The sequence below is a fragment of the Streptococcus sp. FDAARGOS_256 genome (genome assembly GCF_002289235.2).
In the GTDB taxonomy this organism is placed as follows: Bacteria; Bacillota; Bacilli; order Lactobacillales; family Streptococcaceae; genus Streptococcus.
Window position 1 is genome coordinate 1,273,684 of sequence record NZ_NTGM02000001.1, and the last position, 20,144, is coordinate 1,293,827.

Annotated in this window: 20 protein-coding genes; 3 read left to right on the forward strand and 17 right to left on the reverse strand. The window is 41.3% G+C overall.

Features of this window, described 5'->3' with window-relative positions:
- The first annotated feature begins 111 nt into the window (after positions 1-111).
- Positions 112-1,173, forward strand: coding sequence for a DNA polymerase IV (gene dinB, locus A6J84_RS06330; protein WP_095726274.1), 1,062 nt, complete (start codon positions 112-114; stop codon positions 1,171-1,173).
- Positions 1,174-1,207: 34 nt separating this feature from the next.
- Here dinB and A6J84_RS06335 read toward each other — a convergent pair whose 3' ends face one another.
- Entirely contained in the window at positions 1,208-2,053 is an 846-nt protein-coding gene (locus tag A6J84_RS06335; RefSeq protein ID WP_000273567.1) for an undecaprenyl-diphosphate phosphatase, read from the reverse strand.
- A 59-nt stretch (positions 2,054-2,112) separates the two neighbouring features.
- Positions 2,113-4,008 (reverse strand): DUF2207 domain-containing protein, encoded by a 1,896-nt coding sequence (locus A6J84_RS06340; protein WP_095726275.1) that lies wholly within the window; start codon positions 4,006-4,008, stop codon positions 2,113-2,115.
- A 129-nt stretch (positions 4,009-4,137) separates the two neighbouring features.
- Between A6J84_RS06340 and A6J84_RS06345 the strand changes: the two genes are divergently transcribed.
- Together A6J84_RS06345 and A6J84_RS06350 are read left to right on the forward strand one after the other, a co-directional pair.
- A complete protein-coding gene (locus tag A6J84_RS06345; RefSeq protein WP_095726276.1) occupies positions 4,138-5,703 on the forward strand; it encodes an ABC transporter substrate-binding protein/permease in 1,566 nt (521 codons plus the stop codon).
- The gene (locus tag A6J84_RS06350; protein WP_000193352.1) at positions 5,700-6,440 is read left to right on the forward strand and encodes an amino acid ABC transporter ATP-binding protein; all 741 of its coding nucleotides are present in this window, start codon (positions 5,700-5,702) and stop codon (positions 6,438-6,440) included. Before A6J84_RS06345 ends, A6J84_RS06350 begins: the two co-directional genes overlap by 4 nt.
- A 92-nt stretch (positions 6,441-6,532) precedes the next feature.
- On the opposite strand, the gene A6J84_RS06355 is transcribed toward A6J84_RS06350, so the two are convergent.
- The 15 genes from A6J84_RS06355 to A6J84_RS06430 all read right to left on the reverse strand — a co-directional run bounded on the left by A6J84_RS06355 (position 6,533) and on the right by A6J84_RS06430 (position 20,068).
- Positions 6,533-6,748 (reverse strand): hypothetical protein, encoded by a 216-nt coding sequence (locus A6J84_RS06355; RefSeq protein ID WP_001130031.1) that lies wholly within the window; start codon positions 6,746-6,748, stop codon positions 6,533-6,535.
- A gap of 106 nt (positions 6,749-6,854) precedes the next feature.
- Entirely contained in the window at positions 6,855-7,751 is an 897-nt protein-coding gene (locus A6J84_RS06360; protein ID WP_000244062.1) for an SPFH domain-containing protein, read from the reverse strand.
- An 82-nt stretch (positions 7,752-7,833) separates the two neighbouring features.
- Positions 7,834-9,084, reverse strand: a complete 1,251-nt coding sequence (gene ilvA, locus A6J84_RS06365; protein ID WP_084859609.1) for a threonine ammonia-lyase IlvA — start codon at positions 9,082-9,084, stop codon at positions 7,834-7,836.
- 79 nt (positions 9,085-9,163) lie between these two features.
- On the reverse strand, positions 9,164-10,186 hold the full coding sequence (gene ilvC / locus A6J84_RS06370) for a ketol-acid reductoisomerase (protein ID WP_000290683.1): 1,023 nt from the start codon (positions 10,184-10,186) through the stop codon (positions 9,164-9,166).
- A 90-nt stretch (positions 10,187-10,276) separates the two neighbouring features.
- Complete coding sequence (gene ilvN / locus A6J84_RS06375; protein ID WP_001253813.1) at positions 10,277-10,753, reverse strand: acetolactate synthase small subunit; 477 nt, start codon at positions 10,751-10,753, stop codon at positions 10,277-10,279.
- Positions 10,746-12,446, reverse strand: a complete 1,701-nt coding sequence (locus tag A6J84_RS06380) for an acetolactate synthase large subunit (RefSeq protein WP_049519462.1) — start codon at positions 12,444-12,446, stop codon at positions 10,746-10,748. Before A6J84_RS06380 ends, ilvN begins: the two co-directional genes overlap by 8 nt.
- A gap of 323 nt (positions 12,447-12,769) precedes the next feature.
- Positions 12,770-14,851, reverse strand: coding sequence for an elongation factor G (fusA, locus tag A6J84_RS06385; RefSeq protein ID WP_000090339.1), 2,082 nt, complete (start codon positions 14,849-14,851; stop codon positions 12,770-12,772).
- Positions 14,852-15,136: 285 nt separating this feature from the next.
- A complete protein-coding gene (gene rpsG / locus A6J84_RS06390; RefSeq protein ID WP_009729775.1) occupies positions 15,137-15,607 on the reverse strand; it encodes a 30S ribosomal protein S7 in 471 nt (156 codons plus the stop codon).
- 19 nt (positions 15,608-15,626) lie between these two features.
- Positions 15,627-16,040, reverse strand: coding sequence for a 30S ribosomal protein S12 (gene rpsL, locus A6J84_RS06395; protein ID WP_001142332.1), 414 nt, complete (start codon positions 16,038-16,040; stop codon positions 15,627-15,629).
- Between the two features lie 318 nt (positions 16,041-16,358).
- Positions 16,359-16,958 (reverse strand): response regulator transcription factor, encoded by a 600-nt coding sequence (locus A6J84_RS06405; RefSeq protein WP_071851620.1) that lies wholly within the window; start codon positions 16,956-16,958, stop codon positions 16,359-16,361.
- Between the two features lies 1 nt (position 16,959).
- Entirely contained in the window at positions 16,960-18,057 is a 1,098-nt protein-coding gene (locus A6J84_RS06410; RefSeq protein WP_095726277.1) for a sensor histidine kinase, read from the reverse strand.
- A 4-nt stretch (positions 18,058-18,061) separates the two neighbouring features.
- Positions 18,062-18,796 carry an ABC transporter permease gene (locus A6J84_RS06415; protein ID WP_049484382.1) on the reverse strand — a complete coding sequence of 245 codons (735 nt, stop codon included), beginning with the start codon at positions 18,794-18,796 and terminating at the stop codon, positions 18,062-18,064.
- 12 nt (positions 18,797-18,808) lie between these two features.
- Positions 18,809-19,684 carry an ABC transporter ATP-binding protein gene (locus tag A6J84_RS06420; protein ID WP_000216047.1) on the reverse strand — a complete coding sequence of 292 codons (876 nt, stop codon included), beginning with the start codon at positions 19,682-19,684 and terminating at the stop codon, positions 18,809-18,811.
- Positions 19,671-19,865 carry a hypothetical protein gene (locus tag A6J84_RS06425; protein ID WP_000709170.1) on the reverse strand — a complete coding sequence of 65 codons (195 nt, stop codon included), beginning with the start codon at positions 19,863-19,865 and terminating at the stop codon, positions 19,671-19,673. Before A6J84_RS06425 ends, A6J84_RS06420 begins: the two co-directional genes overlap by 14 nt.
- Positions 19,862-20,068: a hypothetical protein gene (locus tag A6J84_RS06430; RefSeq protein WP_000390701.1), complete on the reverse strand. Its 207-nt coding sequence runs from the start codon at positions 20,066-20,068 to the stop codon at positions 19,862-19,864. The genes A6J84_RS06425 and A6J84_RS06430 overlap by 4 nt, the downstream gene beginning before the upstream one ends.
- Positions 20,069-20,144 lie beyond the last annotated feature (76 nt).

Below are 20,144 nucleotides of genomic sequence, written 5' to 3' on the forward strand. Positions count from 1 at the left end.
TCTATTTTCAGACACAATCTGTATTATATTTTTGAAAGTAGAATTACTCTTTTCCATTTTTTCAGAAAAAAAGGTATAATGAATAGAAAATGACGCTAGAAAGGGGCAATAATGCTCATATTTCCATTGATCAATGATTTGTCAAGAAAAATCATCCATATCGACATGGATGCCTTTTTTGCTGCGGTGGAAATACGAGACAATCCTAAATTAAAAGGAAAACCTGTCATCATTGGAAGCGACCCTAGACAAACAGGTGGTCGAGGTGTCGTTTCTACCTGTAGCTACGAGGCACGAGCTTTTGGCGTTCATTCAGCCATGAGCTCTAAAGAAGCTTATGAGCGCTGTCCCCAAGCTGTCTTTATCTCTGGAAATTATGAAAAGTATAAGACTGTGGGACTTGAGATTCGTGCTATTTTTAAACGCTACACTGATTTGATTGAACCTATGAGTATCGACGAGGCATACTTAGATGTGACGGAAAATAAACTCGGTATCAAGTCAGCCGTCAAAATAGCTCGTCTCATCCAACAGGATATCTGGCAGGAACTACACCTGACTGCTTCTGCAGGCGTCTCTTATAACAAATTCTTAGCTAAAATGGCTAGTGACTATCAAAAACCGCATGGTTTGACAGTGATTCTCCCAGATCAGTCTCAAGACTTTCTCAAACAAATGGACATTGCTAAATTTCATGGCGTGGGCAAAAAAACAGTTGAACGTCTTCATGAAATGGGCATTTATACTGGTGCAGACTTATTGGACGTCTCAGAAGTTACTTTAATTGATCGCTTTGGCAGACTCGGTTTTGACCTTTATCGAAAGGCAAGGGGCATTCATAACTCACCGGTCAAGTCCGATCGCATTCGTAAGTCCATTGGCAAGGAAAAAACCTACGGAAAGATCCTACAAGTAGAAGAAGACATTAAAAAAGAGCTGACTCTTCTCTCCGAAAAGGTAGCTCACAATCTCAGCAAGCAGGACAAAGCTGGAAAAATCATTATCCTAAAAATACGATACGCTGACTTCTCCACTCTGACTAGACGAAAAAGCCTCCCACAAGCAACACAGGATGCTAGTCAGATTTCTCAAACTGCCCTTCAACTCTACGAGGAGCTTGCTGAAAAAGAAAAAGGCATCCGTTTACTAGGAATTACAGTGACAGGATTTTAAAAAGCTTGAAGGAAAATTCCCTCAAGCTTTTTTCTTATACAAACAAACGCACAAAACTATAAAGCAACAAAACACTACCAAGTACGATACGGTATTTACCAAAGAGTGTAAAGTCGTGTTTCTTCACATAGCTGGTCAAGAAACGAATGGCAACCATGCTGACTGCGAAGGCAACACCCATAGCAACCAAGAGCAAGAACAGTTGTCCAAAACTCAAGAGTTGACCTGCTTTAATAAATTTGAAAATCTTCAAAGCACTAGCTCCGAACATGACAGGAATCCCGAGATAGAAGGTAAACTCTGTTACGACAGAGCGACTTGTTCCATTCAACAAACCACCAACGATAGTCGCACCTGAACGGCTCGTTCCTGGGAAGAGAGCGAGGACTTGGAAGAGCCCAATGTAAAGGGCTGTTTTATAAGGCAACTTGTCTAACTCTGTTACTGTTGGTTCAATGGCTTGCGCCTTATTTCGTTTTTCAAGATAGATAAAGGCAACACCATAGATAATCAACATGATTGCAACTGAAACCATGTTATGGAAGTTAGCATCAAACCAATCATCTAATTTAAAGACCAATAGCAAAGGCAAGGTCGCAACAAAGACTTTTGACCACAATTGCCAAGTTCTACGAACTTCTACCTTAGTTTTACCAGGTTTGAAGGGATTAAGCTTATTAAAGTAAATGACCATAACTGCTAAAATGGCACCAAGCTGAATAACAACATTAAACATGGACATGAAGGCTTCATTTTGGTCCTTGTATTGTACAAATTCTTCAACCAAGATCAAGTGGCCAGTACTTGAAATGGGCAACCATTCTGTAATTCCCTCAACAATCCCAAAAAAGATTGACTTCAAAATTTCAATAAAATACATACATTACTCCTTTTTCTGTCCTCTATTATAACATAATTTCAGATGTTGCGATAGATTTTTTAGAAGGCGCCGATGCTACCACCGCCACCTCCTCCTGAGAATCCTCCACCTGAAGAACCACTTCCAGAAGATACAGAGTAATTGCTAGCTGTATTTGCGACAGCAGTATATTGCTTGATTTGTGCAGTTGAGGTGTAGAACTGTGAGTGCCAACCATAGGCTACATAAAGATTCAAATCTGGATTTTCAAGCTGAATATGGCGGACTTTTATTAACTTGCTCACCTTCTTGGCATAACCAAAGAGAGTCGCATAGACCAATAGACGGTTCCAAAGGACGATGCTCTCTAGCTCGGCCTGATCCAGATGAGCGATGTCGCGAAGCATATTTTCAAAACTCGTCCAGAGATAGAAGATTTCTGCTCCTTCCTCTGTCAGAACTCCATCGCGATAGGCTCCTCGCGTGGCAAGATAAACCCAGAAACTAGCCCCTAATCCTGTCAATCCTAAGAGTAGAAATGGGATCGAAAAGAAACCATGTGTTTTCCAACTATAGTAAAAGAATAGCAGTCCACCGAGAGCTGTTATGGCTGAACAGACCCGCATCCCGAGAGCAAGGCGGCGTTCCTCACTTGTCAAGGGACGATAGTAGCTTGGGATACGAAGTACATGGACCTTATCCTTGACACAAGACTGAATGCGTTGAAGTCTTCCTTCAAAGGAGCGTTTGAGACGCGAGCCTGTTTCTCGGATATGTTTTTCATCTGACTCTTTGGCACCACGGTAAAGGGAAGATGAAACTTGGTAATCAGGGAAGAGCTCTGAAATAGCCAATTCTTTCTTATTTGACAAGGTCATGCGTAGGCATTCTTTCTCAAAATTGGACAAACCCTTTTCACTGATAATGCGCACACAAGGTTCCTCATCCCCTTGGAAAATAGATAAATGGCCTCGATCTACTAAATCCAACAAGGTTGCCTGAATCAAACGTTCAAAAGTAAATTTACCAAACCCTGATTTGTTTAGGGGATTGACTTCCTCTAAGGAGGTTGAATACACTGCTTCTGCTAAAACCATTGGAGGCAAATCCATCGGTGGTTCGTAGAGTCGATGATCTTTTGGAAAGACTTTTTTAATGCTTGTACTCTGACGAAACATCCTATAGAAGATAGGAACTAGAAGTAAGAGACTCATAAAAATGACGGGAAATACCCATTTCATCAAAATCTCACTTTGCGCTTTTTCTGTCGCTATATTGCTTTCAATCCGGTTAAAATCGGTTAAACGTTCTTCCTCTAATCCTTGATCTGGAGCTCCTGCAAAATTACTTCTAGGCCAGTATGCGTGTAATTCGATCTGTCGCTTTCTAGGAAGGTCTTTCATCATGACATGATAGAGATTATTTGCTTTTTCAACACTAGAGTCCCTTAGGAGTTGGCCTGCATGAAAATAGAGTTTCTCTGCTGGAGTATCAGAGCTGACCTTAAACTCAATCTCTTTGATATCTCCAGTACTATCTGTCAAGGGTTGCCAATTTAGCTCTGCGATATCCTTATATAAGAAGAGAAGATTTGTTAATTTCCAGGTAACCGTTACCCGAACAGTATCTCCGGCATAACCAGCATTGTATATTTTTACCTTGTAGCCGTCCTCTTCCTCCATAGTATAGAAGGAAACATTTTGAACAATTCTTCCATTTTTAGAGACCTGAACGGTCGGGTCGGGATCAATGTCAAATCCTTCCGGCATTTTCCCAGCTTTCCCTAGTCCAACTAACTGACCATTATAATCATCTCCAAAGCGGTAGGTAATTGTTTCCTTAAAAATTGCAGTATTATCTGCATGAATATTCAAATCACCCTGATAGGATAAGATATCAAAGTCTACTGCAAAAACTAGGCTCGGTATAAATAATAAATAAGCAAATACCAAAGCCAACAGCCATCTTTTTTTCATAATCGATTCCCTTTCAATCTTTTTACCATTATATCATTTTTTATAAGTAAAGGCTTACTTGTATTGAAAATCTCACTATTTTTAGATACAATAGAGGGAGTCATTTTTAGACTAGAAATAGGAGAAAACATGAAAAAATTATGCTTATCTATCCTTGCTAGCTTAGCCCTTACCCTAGGACTAGTTAGCCAAGTCCAAGCCGACGAATATTTACGCATCGGGATGGAGGCTGCTTACGCCCCCTTCAACTGGACCCAAGACGACGATAGTAACGGCGCCGTCAAAATCGACGGTACCAACCAATATGCCAACGGCTACGATGTTCAAATTGCTAAAAAGATTGCCAAAGACTTAGGCAAGGAACCTTTGGTTGTGAAAACCAAATGGGAAGGACTTGTTCCAGCCCTTACTTCTGGCAAAATTGATATGATCATTGCCGGTATGAGCCCAACCGCTGAACGCAAACAAGAAATTGCTTTTTCAAGCAGTTACTATACTAGCGAACCGGTTCTATTGGTCAAAAAGGACTCTGCCTACGCGAATGCCAAATCTTTAGAGGATTTTAGCGGAGCAAAAATCACGTCTCAACAAGGTGTTTACCTCTATGATTTGATTTCCCAAATTCCAGGTTCCAAAAAAGAAACAGCTATGGGTGACTTCGCTCAGATGCGTCAAGCTCTGGAGGCCGGTGTTATTGATGCCTATGTTTCTGAACGACCTGAAGCACTGACCGCTGAGTCTGCTAACGCTAAGTTCAAAATGATCCAACCTCAACCAGGTTTCAAAACTGGCGAAGAAGATACAGCTATTGCCATTGGACTTCGTAAAGATGACAGCCGTATCAGCCAAATCAATGCCAGCATCGAAACCATCTCAAAGGATGAGCAAGTAGCCCTCATGGATCGTATGATCAAAGAGCAACCTGTGGAGTCTACAACAACAGAGGAAGAAAGTAGTTTCTTTAGCCAAGTCGCTAAGATCCTTTCTGAAAACTGGCAACAACTCTTGCGTGGTGCTGGTATCACACTCTTAATCTCCATTATCGGAACCATCACAGGTCTCCTTATCGGACTTGCGATCGGGGTCTTCCGTACCGCTCCACTATCTGAGAACAAGGCAATGTACGCCCTACAGAAACTAGTCGGTTGGATTCTCAATGTCTATATCGAGATCTTCCGTGGTACGCCAATGATTGTTCAATCTATGGTTATCTACTATGGAACTGCCCAAGCTTTCGGTATCAATCTTGACCGCACACTAGCTGCGATCTTCATCGTCTCAATCAACACGGGTGCCTACATGACAGAGATCGTTCGTGGTGGTATTCTAGCAGTTGACAAAGGACAGTTTGAAGCTGCAACTGCTCTTGGTATGACCCACAATCAAACCATGCGTAAGATTGTCCTACCTCAGGTTGTCCGTAATATTTTACCTGCTACTGGTAATGAGTTTGTCATCAATATCAAAGATACCTCTGTATTGAACGTTATCTCAGTTGTTGAGCTTTATTTCTCAGGAAATACTGTAGCAACACAAACCTATCAATACTTCCAGACCTTTACCATCATCGCCGTGATTTACTTTGTCCTCACCTTTACCGTGACCCGTATCCTACGCTTCATCGAGCGTCGTATGGACATGGATACTTACACTACAGGTGCTAACCAAATGCAAACGGAGGATTTGAAAAAATGACACAACCAATTCTTGAAATCAAACACCTCAAAAAATCATATGGACAAAACGAAGTGCTAAAAGACATTTCTCTCACCGTCCATAAAGGAGAGGTTATTTCCATCATCGGGAGCTCAGGAAGTGGAAAATCAACCTTCCTTCGTTCAATTAATTTACTAGAAACACCTACAGAGGGAGAGATTCTCTATCGAGGAGAAAATGTCTTAGAAAAAGGCTATAACCTCACCCATTATCGTGAAAAACTCGGTATGGTTTTCCAATCTTTCAATCTCTTTGAAAATCTGAATGTCCTTGAAAATACGATCGTTGCCCAAACGACTGTCCTTAAACGTGATCACTCTGAAGCTGAAAAAATTGCCAAAGAGAATCTCGAAAAAGTTGGCATGGGAGAACGCTACTGGCAAGCCAAGCCGAAGCAACTCTCAGGAGGTCAAAAACAACGCGTGGCTATCGCCCGCGCACTCTCCATGAATCCTGATGCCATTCTCTTCGACGAACCAACATCTGCCCTTGACCCTGAAATGGTCGGAGAAGTCCTCAAAATTATGCAGGATTTGGCTCAAGAAGGCTTGACCATGATCGTCGTAACCCACGAAATGGAATTCGCTCGCGATGTCTCTCACCGTGTCATCTTTATGGATAAGGGCGTCATTGCTGAAGAAGGCAAACCAGAAGAACTCTTCACGAACCCTAAAGAAGAACGGACAAAAGAATTTCTTCAACGTTATCTCAGCTAATAAACAAAGACTGCATAAAAAATGCAGTCTTTTTAATTTGTAATTGTAAAGAAAAGGCAGACTCGATTCAGGAATCTGCCTGTGACCACAGTTTAATCTTCAAATTTTTCATGATTTTTTTCATAGAAATCGATTAAACCAAGAGCTGTTTCAAATGAAATATTTTTAACTTTTGCGCGTCCTTGTGCTAGAGCAATGATAGACATTTCACGCGCATTCGTTTCTTTAGAGATACGGTAGCCTGTGATTTTCTTATCACGAACCCAGCCAACAACTGCTTCTACTTTTTCAAAGTTCGACTTAGCCATGTTCTTCTCCTAAATTATTCTTTACAATACTTAATTGTATACGTTTTTATTTCTTTTGTCAATAAAAAAACATATATTCGTCGCAACTATATTATTCTGCATATTTTTATTTGGCTTTTAAAGCCGATAATATATGAGTTCTTATGTCCTCGACTCCATTAGGATTTGCTGGTAGGAAGATTGTATTATTACCCTCTTTATCTGCAAAATTATTCAACGTATCTAAATACTGGTTCGTTAATAGGATAGACATGATTTGTTCTTCAGTTAGCTCAACATTGGCTCCCTTTAACTCTTGGATAGAATCAGCTAGTCCGTCAACAATTGCTTTACGCTGCTCTGCAATCCCTACACCATGTAGGCGATCTTTTTCTGCTTCAGCTTCTGCTGCGGTCACGATTTTAATCTTATCTGCTTCAGCAAGCTCTTGCGCCGCAACTCTCTTACGTTGAGCCGCGTTAATTTCATTCATTGATTGTTTTACTTCAGCATCAGGTTCAACCTTAGTAATCAGCGTTTTGACAATGATATACCCATACGTAGACATTTCTTCCGCCACTTGTTTTTGAACTTCTAAGGCGATTTCATCCTTCTTCTCAAACAACTCATCTAGGGTTAGCTTTGGCACAGATGAACGCAAAGCATCTTCAATATAGGATTTAATTTGGGCTTCTGGACGCATCAATTTATAATAAGCATCTGTGACATTGTTTTCATTTACTCGATACTGAGTTGCCACATTCATCGTTACAAATACATTATCTTGCGTCTTTGTCTCTACAACAATCTCACTTTGCAACAAGCGTAGTTGAACTCTTGCCGCAATCCTATCAATTCCAAAAGGAGCTCGTAAATGAATACCACTATTACTCAACTTTTGGTATTTACCAAAGCGTTCTATGATAGCGACAGATTGTTGTCGAACCACATACACAGAACTAACCATAATCACTGATGCAATCACCACTAAAAACAATAAAACAAGTAAAATTTGTAAAACCATGGGAATCTCCCCCTTTCGTCACCCTCATTATAGCACCATCATCATTATTACGCAAATAATATGATAATAATTTTATTTTAGCTTAAACTAACATATTATACAACGTTTCGTTCCCATTCAAATTAATATAAGATGGGTCAAACTTTTCCATTCGATGAATCAATCCAGCATAGTCATGCTTATTGGCAAGAGCTACCCCAATCAAGACAGGGCCTGTCCCCTTGCTTGCTCGTTTGATATATTCAAAACGAGTGATGTCATCATTTGGCCCCAAAATGTCATTTACAAACTCTCGTAGAGCTCCTGGACGTTGTGGGAAATTCACTACAAAGTAATGCTTGATTCCATCGTAAATCAAGGCACGTTCTTCCATCTCTGGCATACGGTTGATATCGTTATTTCCTCCAGAAATGATACAACAAATCGTCTTGCCTTTGATATAGTCTGATAAAACTTCCAAGGCTGCAACACTGGCAGCTCCGGCTGGTTCTGCTACAATACCTTGTTTGGAATAAAGATCAATCAAGGTTTCGGAAATCAATCCCTCGTCCACTCCAATCAGCGTTTCAACATTTTTTCGGGTCGCTTCATAGGTTAATTGTCCAACCTTCTGCACAGCTATCCCATCAGCAAACTTATCAATTTCTTTGAGTTTAACTGGTCCCCCAGCTTCAAAGGCAGCCTTCATAGAGCGAGCTCCATTGGCTTCTACCCCGATCACTTCAATAGTCGGGTTGGTTTCCTTAATATAAGTAGAAACACCGGCAATCAATCCGCCACCACCTACTGGTACAAGTACTGTATCAAAATCAATAGACTCTTTACGGGCTTCTTCAAGAATTTCATAGGCTACAGTCCCTTGACCAGACTGAACATGCGCATCATCAAAAGGATCGATGAAGGTGCGGTTTTCTGTTAATGTAAATTCTTGTGCTGCCTTAGCAGAAGCATCAAAGGTATCCCCAACCAACTTGATCGTCACAAACTCTCCACCGAAAAAGCGAACCTGCCCAATCTTTTGTTGCGGTGTTGTGATGGGCATAAAGATCGTTGCAGGAATCTTCATCTCATTACAAGTATAGGCGACACCTTGGGCATGATTTCCCGCAGAGGCACAGACTACACCACGCTCGCGTTCTTCTTTTGACAGTTGAGAAATGGCATAATAGGCTCCACGAATTTTAAAAGAGCGAACACGTTGCGCATTCTCCTTTTTGAGATAAATCTTTGCTTGGTATTTTTCTGATAAATAATGATCATATTCTAGTGGTGTATCAACTACTACACCACTCAAAACTTTGTGGGCTTTCACCACATCTTTTGCACTTAGCATTGTCTCCTCCTCAAATACTGTTCAAGATAAAAAACGAGTTAGGTACCCCCAACTCGCCTTCTGTCTCTCTTTACAAGAATTAATTGTAGATTTTGAATGCGTCGTCGTCGTTTTTACCAACGAAAGGCATTGCTTTACGCAATTCTGCACCAACTTTTTCAATTTCAAGGTTAGCTGCTTGTTCACGGTAAGCAGTTAATTTTGGACGACCAGCCTTGTAGTCATTTACAAAGTCATTTGCAAATTTACCATTTTGGATATCTGCCAAAACAGCTTTCATGTTTTCTTTAACTTGCTCAGTAATCACACGTGGACCTGATACATAGTCACCGTATTCAGCAGTGTTTGAAATAGATTGACGCATTTTCTTGAATCCACCTTCATAGATCAAGTCAACGATCAATTTCATTTCGTGAAGAACTTCAAAGTAAGCCAATTCTGGGGCATAGCCTGCTTCTGTCAAGACTTCAAAACCTGCTTCGATAAGGGCAGTCAAACCACCACAAAGTACGGCTTGTTCACCAAACAAATCTTCTTCAGTTTCTTCTTTGTAAGTTGTTTCAAGCAAACCAACACGAGCTGCCCCAACACCTTTACACCAGTCCATAGCAATGTTTTTCGCATTTCCAGTTGCATCTTGGTAAACTGCGTAAAGAGCTGGCACACCAAATCCTTCTTCGTAAGTACGACGTACCAAGTGTCCTGGTCCTTTAGGAGCACACATGAAAACATCTACATCTGCAGGAACTTTGATAAATTCAAAGTGGATATTGAAACCATGAGCAAATCCAACTGCATTTCCAGCTTCCAAGTTTGGAGCGATTTCTGCTTCGTACAATTCTTGTTGGATTTCGTCTGGTGCCAAAATCATAATAACGTCAGCCAATTTGGTTGCTTCTGCTACTGTGTAAGTGTCAAAACCATCTTCTTTTGCTTTGTCAAAAGATTTACCTGGACGCACACCGATGATGACATCACGACCTGAATCACGCAAGTTTTGCGCATGCGCATGTCCTTGTGAACCATAACCGATTACGGCGATTTTTTTACCGTCAAGCGCTGCTACTTTAACATCTTTTTCGTATTCCATTTGAACTGCCATAGTTTTTCTCTCTTTTCTATTTTTTATTGCCTTATAGGCTGGTTTAACAAATTTATGCTGGATTTTATACTCAATGAAAATCAAAGAGTATTAGTCGCGGGTAAATCCAGTTGCACCCGTACGAGCGATATTTTTAATACCATATGGTCGAATCACTCGCAATAAAGCTTCACTCTTTTCAGCATTTCCCGTCATCTGGATGGTGATTGAGCTTGGAGCCACATCTACTACCGTTGCTCGGAAAGGTTGGATAATGGCCAAGATTTCTGCACGCTTCTCAGCAGGAGCAGATACCTTCACCAAGATAACTTCTCTTTCCAAGTGTGGTTTATCTGTGATATCACGAATGCGAATCACATCAATTTGACGATTAAGCTGCTTAATAATTTGCTCTACTTCATCATGAGATGCTACATCAATAATGATGGTGATGCGAGATACATTGGGGTTCTCTGTCGCACCAACTGAGATACTCTCAATATTGACTTGACGACGAGAAAGGACACCTGTAAAACGATTCAAAACTCCTGAACGGTTTTGCAATCTAGCTGTTAACATTCTACGCATGGAACTTCACCCCCAACATCTCATGATTGCTCTTACCAGCTGGTACCATCGGTAAGACCTGTTCCTTACGAGAAATATCCACCTCGATAAACATCGGCACATCCTCCAGAATGACTTCTAGATCCTTCTCTATCGTCTCTGGATTATCAAATTTATAGTTTTTGATACCGTAAGCCTGTGCCATCAGCTGGAAGTCAGGAAGTGTGTCAAAGACTGACTCGGAAGTTCTACCCTCATAGAAGGATTCCTGCCACTGGCGAACCATTCCTAGTGAGTGGTTATTCAACATGACAACCTTAATCGGCACCTTGTAGATGTTTAGGATTGCTAGCTCTTGGTTGGTCATTTGGAAGCCACCATCACCAACAAAAAGGATGACCTCTTTTTCTGGATTGGCAATCTTGGCTCCAATAGCTGCAGGAACTCCGAAGCCCATGGTACCCAAACCACCTGAAGTGACTAACTGACGCTCATTTTGGTAAGGATAATACTGAGCTGTCCACATTTGGTGCTGCCCTACGTCAGTTACGACAATGGCATCCCCATGCGTCAACTCACCGATGCGTTCAATAACGGCCTGAGGTTGAACCACACGTTCTTTCTTATCATAAGAACGAACTCGATTCTTGTCCTTGGTAACTTTTTCAATCCATTTTTCAGTATTGTTATGAACAGTTGGTTCTGCTAACAGCATCTGCAAGGCTTTCTTAGCATCTCCCACTACAGGAATATCTGCACTGATAATCTTACCAATTTCAGCTGGGTCAATGTCGATATGGGCAACCTTAGCATTCTTCGCAAAGGTCTTAGGATTTCCAGTCAAGCGGTCATCGAAACGGCAACCAATACTAATCATAAAGTCCGCTTCCGTCATTGCAATGTTGGCTGCGAAAGAACCGTGCATGCCTCCCATCCCTAGGAAAAGCGGATGACTCGTTGCAATGGTTCCTTGCCCCAAAAGACTAGTGACTACTGGAATTTGGTAACGTTCAGCAAATTCATTGAGCTCCTTAGAAGCTTCCGCATAGCTGATACCACCGCCTGCCAACAAAACAGGTTTCTTGGCTTTTGACAATTGCTTCAAGATTTTCTTGATTTGCATGTCATTTGGATCAAGCGTCGGTTGGTAACTTGGTAAATTCACCTCTGGTGAATAAATGAAATCTGTCTCTAGAGCTGATACATCCTTTGGCAAGTCAATCACAACAGGACCTGGACGACCTGTCGTTGCGATATGAACAGCTTCCGTAATGATACGGGGAATGTCTGCCGTTTCACGGACTTGGTAATTGTACTTGGTAATGGGCATGGTAATACCCACGATGTCTGCTTCCTGAAAGGCATCTTTCCCAATCCCAGCTCTTGCAACTTGACCTGTAAAGACTAAAAGGGGAACGCTATCGCTCATGGCATCTGCAATCCCTGTAATGGCATTTGTTGCTCCCGGTCCACTCGTGACGACGGCAACGCCCAACTTTCCAGTTGATTTGGCATATCCTTCAGCTTCGTGCAAACAACCTTGCTCATGGCGTCCTAAGATGTGGCGAATACCTTTAAAATTGTATATCGCATCATACAAAGGTAAGACTGCACCACCAGGATAACCAAAAATAGTATCAATCCCTAAGTCCCGAAGTGTTTCCAAAACTAGGTCCGACCCCGTCTTAGGAGATTCTAAACTGATTTTCTCCATTTTTCCCCTTTCTCTTCTCTTAAAAAAATAGCTTGTTACTATCATACCATTTTTTCAAAAATTTTCAAGGCAAAAGAGTCAATTTTCTGAATTTTCTATCTAAAAGTGTATTTATGAATCTTTTCCTCATTTTTATTAACTTTTCTACGGAATTAGGAACCTTTATTTACTTTAATTTATCAAATTAGAATGTTTTCTTTCTGGATAGAATTAGTATTTTTCTCACTTAGCGATTAAATTCGTATACTATATTCAGCAAAAATGAATAGTTAAAGACAAAAAAAGGAAGCCACTAAGTGACTTCCTTCTAGAGTGAGGACTGATTAGTCTTCACCTTTGTTTTTCTTAATGATTTCTTCTTGTACTGACTTAGGTACATCTTCGTAGTGGTCAAATACCATCATGAAGGTACCACGTCCTTGAGATGCTGAACGAAGAACTGTTGCGTAACCGAACATTTCAGCAAGTGGAACGTAAGCACGAACGATTTGGCTGTTACCGTGAGCTTCCATACCATCTACACGTCCACGACGAGCAGTTACGTGACCCATAACATCACCAAGGTTTTCTTCAGGAACAGTGATGGTTACAAGCATCATTGGCTCAAGGATAGCTGGTTGTGCTGACTTAGCAGCTTCTTTAAGAGCAAGTGAAGCCGCGATCTTGAAGGCAGTTTCAGATGAGTCGACATCGTGGTATGAACCATCGTAAAGCTTAGCTTTCACGTCAACCATTGGGTAACCTGCAAGAACACCGTTAGCCATAGATTCTACCAAACCTTTTTCAACCGCTGGGATAAATTCACGAGGAACCACACCACCGACGATTGCGTTTTCGAATTCGAATCCTTTACCTTCTTCGTTTGGAGTAAATTCAATCCATACATCACCGAATTGACCTTTACCACCAGACTGACGTTTGAAGAATCCACGTGCTTGAGTAGAAGCGCGGAATGTTTCACGGTAAGATACTTGAGGAGCACCTACGTTCGCTTCCACTTTGAACTCACGACGCATACGGTCAACAAGGACATCAAGGTGAAGCTCACCCATGCCAGAGATAACTGTTTCACCAGTTTCAACGTTTGTTTCAACGCGGAATGTTGGATCTTCTTCAGCCAATTTCTGAAGGGCGATACCCATCTTGTCTTGGTCAGCTTTAGATTTTGGCTCAACCATCAATTGGATAACTGGTTCTGGAACGTTGATTGACTCAAGGATGATTTTAGCTTTTTCATCTGTCAATGAGTCACCAGTTGTTGTATCTTTCAAACCAACGGCAGCAGCGATATCACCTGAGTAAACAGTGTCAATTTCTTGACGGCTGTTAGCGTGCATTTGAAGGATACGTCCGATACGTTCACGTTTACCTTTAGAAGTGTTCAATACGTAAGAACCTGATTGAAGAACACCTGAGTATACACGGAAGAATGTCAAACGACCTACGAATGGGTCCGTCATGATCTTGAAGGCAAGAGCTGCGAATGGCTCTTCGTCAGATGCTGGACGAGTTTCTTCTTCGTCTGTATCTGGGTTGATACCTTTGATCGCTGGGATGTCAAGTGGGCTTGGAAGGTAGTCGATAACCGCATCAAGCATCAATTGAACACCCTTGTTCTTGAAGGCAGAACCACACAATACTGGGAAGAATTCAACGTTGATAGTTGCTTTACGGATAGCAGCTTTCAATTCTTCGTTAGTGATTTCTTCACCTTCAAGGTATTTCATCATCAAGTCTTCATCAGTTTCAGCGACTGCTTCAACCAATTTTTCACGGTATTCTTGAGCTTGGTCAAGGTATTCAGCTGGAATATCTTCTTCAAGGATATCTGTACCAAGGTCGTTAGTATAGATTTCAGCTTTCATCTTGATCAAGTCGATGATACCGCGGAAGTCATCTTCAGCACCGATTGGCAATTGGATTGGGTGTGCGTTTGCTTGAAGACGGTCGTGAAGTGTGCTTACTGAGTAAAGGAAGTCAGCACCGATTTTGTCCATTTTGTTGGCAAATACGATACGTGGAACTCCATACTCAGTTGCTTGACGCCAAACTGTTTCAGTTTGAGGCTCAACACCTGATTGTGAGTCAAGAACAGTAACCGCACCGTCCAATACACGAAGAGAACGTTGTACTTCGATTGTGAAGTCCACGTGTCCTGGTGTGTCGATGATGTTTACGCGGTGGTTGTTCCATTGAGCTGTTGTCGCAGCAGATGTGATAGTGATACCACGTTCTTGCTCTTGCTCCATCCAGTCCATTTGTGACGCACCTTCGTGAGTTTCACCGATTTTGTGGATTTTACCAGTGTAGTAAAGAATACGCTCAGTAGTTGTTGTTTTACCGGCATCGACGTGAGCCATGATACCGATATTACGAGTTTTTTCAAGTGAAAATTCGCGTGCCATGAGGTTTGTTTCTCCTATTTATTTTTAATTTCTATTCTATTATAACACGATTTTAATAAAAACGGATAGGCAGGACCCACCCGTTCTCAATGTTTATCTTGTTTTTGTTGGTTTCAACTTGTAGATAAGTTGAATTGAACTAGGGCTAAAGTTAGTTAGCTGAGTTGAACTCAATTGAACTCGGGCTAAAAGCTCGAAAAATAGATAAGCTTTCCTAGAATCTTTGATTCTGCGTCAAGCTTCCTAATTTTCAGTCGCTTTTTTAACGCCCTTAGTATCTTATTCTTACCAACGGAAGTGTGCGAAGGCACGGTTAGCTTCAGCCATACGGTGAGTGTCTTCACGTTTCTTAACTGCTGCACCAGTGTTGTTCGCAGCATCCAAGATTTCTTTTGCAAGACGGTCTTGCATTGTGTGTTCACCACGAAGGCGAGCGATGGTTACCAACCAACGAAGTCCAAGTGTTGTACGACGTTCTGGACGAACTTCAACTGGGACTTGATAGTTAGATCCACCAACACGACGTGCACGTACTTCAAGTACAGGCATGATGTTTCCCATAGCTGTTTCAAATACTTCAAGTGCATCGTTACCAGTAGCTTCTTTGATTTGCTCAAAAGCACCGTAAACGATTGAAGCAGCTGTACCACGTTTACCATCAAGCATAACGCGGTTGATAAGACGAGTAACTAGTTGTGAATTGTAAAGCGGATCTGGCAATACGTCACGTTTTGGAGCTCTATTTTTACGACTCATTTCTCTTTATCCCCTTTCCTTATGCTTTTGGACGTTTAGTACCGTATTTAGAACGGCCTTGTTTACGATCGTTAACACCTGCAGTATCAAGTGCACCACGGACGATATGGTAACGTACCCCTGGAAGGTCTTTTACACGTCCACCACGAAGAAGCACCACGCTGTGCTCTTGCAAGTTGTGTCCGATACCTGGGATGTAGGCAGTAACTTCGATAAGGTTGCTCAAACGTACACGAGCGAATTTACGAAGGGCAGAGTTAGGTTTTTTAGGTGTCATTGTTCCCACACGAGTTGCAACACCACGTTTTTGTGGTGAAGAAACGTTTGTTTGAACTTTTTTATGACTGTTGTAACCAACGTTCAAAGCTGGTGATTTAGATTTTTCTACTTTTGATTTACGCGGTTTGCGAACCAATTGGTTAATTGTAGGCATCTACATTCTCCTGTGTTTTTTTATTTTTGGTGATGATACACTTGGTGACAGCTACCATCTGTGTGTACTTTTGCAACATTTGTCAGCACGTCCCTGTACACTTTTGAGAGACCAAAAGTAAAAAGTACCGTCTATTATTGTAACACAATTTTTCCTTCATTGTCAAGATATTTTTCATTTTTATTCTGATCATTTAACTCTTTGACACTAGCTTTCACCGCTTTTCTAAACCAGAAAAGGAGACAATTTGCCTCCTCCTTTCTAGTATGGTTTTCCTTTGATTCAAGTTGTCATTTCGGAATTTTTTAACCCTTCTTATCAAAGCCAACCAGATTCTTTTGCGATGTTGGCTGCCTCTGTTCGATTGCCTGCATCTAACTTGGAAAAAATATTGGTGACATAGTTTCGGACGGTTCCGTTTGATAGATAGAGTTGGTCTGCAATTTCTTGGTTGGATAAGCCCTGAGCGATTCCCTTTAAGACAGCAATCTCTTGTTCTGTCAACGGATTGGGGTGCGTCATCACCACTTCCATCAATTCAGGCGAATATTCCTTGCGTCCTTCGAGAACAGTGTGCAAGGTTTGCATGAGGTCTGCAATGCTTCTTTCTTTCAAGACATAGGCATCCACTCCAGCCTTAATCGCGCGTTCAAAATAGCCAGGGCGCTTGAAGGTTGTCACCACAACCACCTTTGTTTCTAGCTTTTCTGCTCGTATCCACTCCAAGACTTCGAGGCCTGTCTTAACAGGCATTTCTACGTCAAGAATGGCGATATCGACAGACTCTTTTTCTAAAAGTTGGATTGCTTCTTGGCCATCCTTGGCTTGTAGGACAGAATCTACATCTGGTTGAAAGGCAAGCAACTGGCACATAGCATCTCGCAACATACTTTGATCTTCTGCAACAAGTAATTTCATCTTAGTTTCTCTCCTTATAAGGTAGCCGAACCTGCACTTCAGTCGGATGTTTCTGACTGATCACCTTTACTTCTCCTGAAAAAGGAAGGACACGGTCTCGAGCAGTATGGAGTTCATCCCCTTTTAGAGAAGCAAAGCCACAGCCATCATCTCTCACTGTTAGAATGAGTTCTTTCTCTGTTCGTTCTAATTTCAAGTAAGCTTTGGATGCTTTGGCATGTTTGATGATATTGGTCACTAACTCAAGTAAAATCATGGAGGCCGTTGATTCTAATTCCTGAGTTAGGCTAGCTGTATCTAGTTGGTGATTGATTTCTGTCTCAATTCCTGCAATTTCCAGCATTTTTTTAACAGTCGCAAATTCGGAAGCAAGGGTTCTTGTTTTAAGATTTTCGATAATTGTACGAACTTCACGCATTGATTCTTTGCTAATTTGCTGTATTTCTCTTAATTCCTTTTCCACCTGTGGATAGGCCTGCATTTGAAGAAGTTGTAGGGCAAGGTCCGTCTTCACACTCAACATGGCAAAGGTATGGCCTAGACTGTCATGAAGATCCTGACCGATACGACTGCGTTCGTTTTCAGCCAAGAAAAGATTGAGCTTGGCATTTTGTTTCATCTTTTCTTCTTTTATGTCCTCCGACAATCGAATTCGATAAAGACCAAAGGTCATTGCATCGGAAAAGATAAAGGTCACCAAGAAAAAGAGTAGCTGCCAGGGACTAACATGATTGACCATATAGATTCCGATCAGAATAAATGGTTGCAGGACAATAAAACTGACAAAACGCCAAGAGTGAAAAGAAATCTCATCCAGCTCATAAATAAGGAGATTGGATAAATAAAAGATAAACCATGTGAAACCTGAACTTAGCCAAACAGATGTATAAAAAATGTAGACAAGCATGGACCACCATGCTAGCCACTGCACGGTGCGATTCTGACTGATTAAAACCGAATAGAAGGCAAGTACAAATAGTAGGGTCCATAGCAAGGTTAAAAGCGGGTAATCTCCAACGATGACACCCGCTATAGGAAAGATGATAAACACAATTGAAATATGAAACATATAATGAATGTTTTTAAATTTTTCCAACATAGATTTATTTTACCTCAATCCGTTTTTTCAGTTGAATGACCAATACACCAAAGAAAACTGTATAACCTAGTACAACCAAGGCAGCAAGAATGTTAAACTCGTGATGCTCCAAATAAGTCGAGACAACCTGCATCAGTTGATAGGTTGGAGTCAGCTTTCCAATAGATTGGAGCCATTCTGGGAAGGAATCCAAGGGGAACCAGAGTCCACCTAGGACAGCCAAAGCAATATAGGCAATATTTCCAACAACCGTCATCAGTTGAGCACTGGGAAGCAAGCTCACCAAGACACCCATACTGATAAAGACCACACTTCCGACCAGCAAAATAGCACCAATTACCAACCAGTCAAGCCAAGGTAGCGTCACTCCGCGGACAAAATGACCAACTGAAAAGACAACTGTAATTGATAACAAGAAAGTAAGCAGAGTGCTGAACAGTTTTGATACATAATATTCTACCATAGATACGGGAGAATGTTGAATCAATTTTTGCCAGTTGTTTGTCTTATCAGACTCGAGTGTGCTTGGGATACTGAAAAAAGCACTTGACATGATACTAAAGAGCGTCATGGCAAAAAGATAGGCTTGAAGAGCAATTTCTGGAATATCTGACCCTGACATCATACCAGAAAAGATAAGGTAAAACACACTTGGAAGTCCGATGGATAGCAAGTAGTAGACTGCTTGCCGTTTCATCAGAATGATTTCCACTTTCATGAGACTTGTCATATTTTTCATCGTCAATCTCCTTTAGTCTTGAGTCGTTTCGAAGATACTGTCTAAGAGAGTTCGATTGCGAACTTCAATTTCTTCGATCATGCAGCCCTGTTCTTGCAAGACTTTCCATACCTGGCTGGCTTCTTTGGTTGTGAAGGAAAGAGCATTTTGCTTGATTTCAAGCCCTTGAATCTGGTCCAAAGTGCTGATAACTTCCTGATAAGTTAGTGGTACCGTAAAATGTTTTTCTTGTTCTTCACCACGCATGGCATAAGGTGTCGTATCCCGGATCAATTCACCCTTGTGGAGGACCAAAATGCGGTCAGCCGTATGTTCTACCTCTTCGATATAGTGAGAAGAGTAGACAATGGTGACACCATTTTTCTTTAACTGATTGACAATTTCCCAAAAATGCTGACGTGTCGAGGTATCCATGGCAGCAGTTGGTTCGTCCAAAAATAGAATTTTCGGACGACCTATTAGTGCCAACACGAAAGAGAACAAACGTTTTTGCCCACCAGACAACTTGCCCGCTAGCTGATTTTTCTGTTTGTCCGAAAATCTCAGCAAGTCATCAATTTCTTGATTGGAGAGACTGTTTGGATAGATTGATTGAAAGAAGGATAAGAGTTCTTTCACTTTCAAGTCTTGAACCACCGTATTTTCTTGAGGTAAGATAGAAATAAGCTGCTTTAATCGAGGATCTGTTGGTGCAAAGCCTTGAATAGCTATCTGACCTGAGCTCACGAACTTGTCGCCCAAGAGGCAATCAATCAAGGTCGTCTTACCTGCTCCGTTAGGTCCGATCAAGGCGACACATTCACCATCGTTGATTTCAAAGGAGATGTTCCGCAAGATCTCCTTGTCTTTTATTTTCTTACTCAATTTCTCAACTTTAATCACAGTCATGAGATTCTCCTTTCAACCACTTCATTCCCATAGGGAAAACGACGAAAATCATAAACCCAAAACCCCAAGCACCACGAATAAATTGGCGAAGCACGGTTTGGTCAAACCAACCAGTAAACATTTCCACTAACCATACCAAGAGTGATAGGCTGATAAAGAAATAGATGATTGCTTTTTTCATTCCTCAAACTCCTTTTTCACATCTCTGACCAATTTCAAACCTTCTCTGACAAGCCAAGACATCATTCCAAAGCCAGCAAAGAGCTCCCAAGGAAAATGGTAGAAACCCTCGTCCAATCCTGAAAACATGAGATAGGTCATAACTCCTGCTGCTACTAAACTCACTGCGACAATCATTTTATTTTTCATTTCTTCTTCCTCCATTTCATACTTCAATTATAGTCTTTTGAAGTTAGCGGAGCTAGATGCTTCTGTCACTAGGAAATATGACAAATGTCAT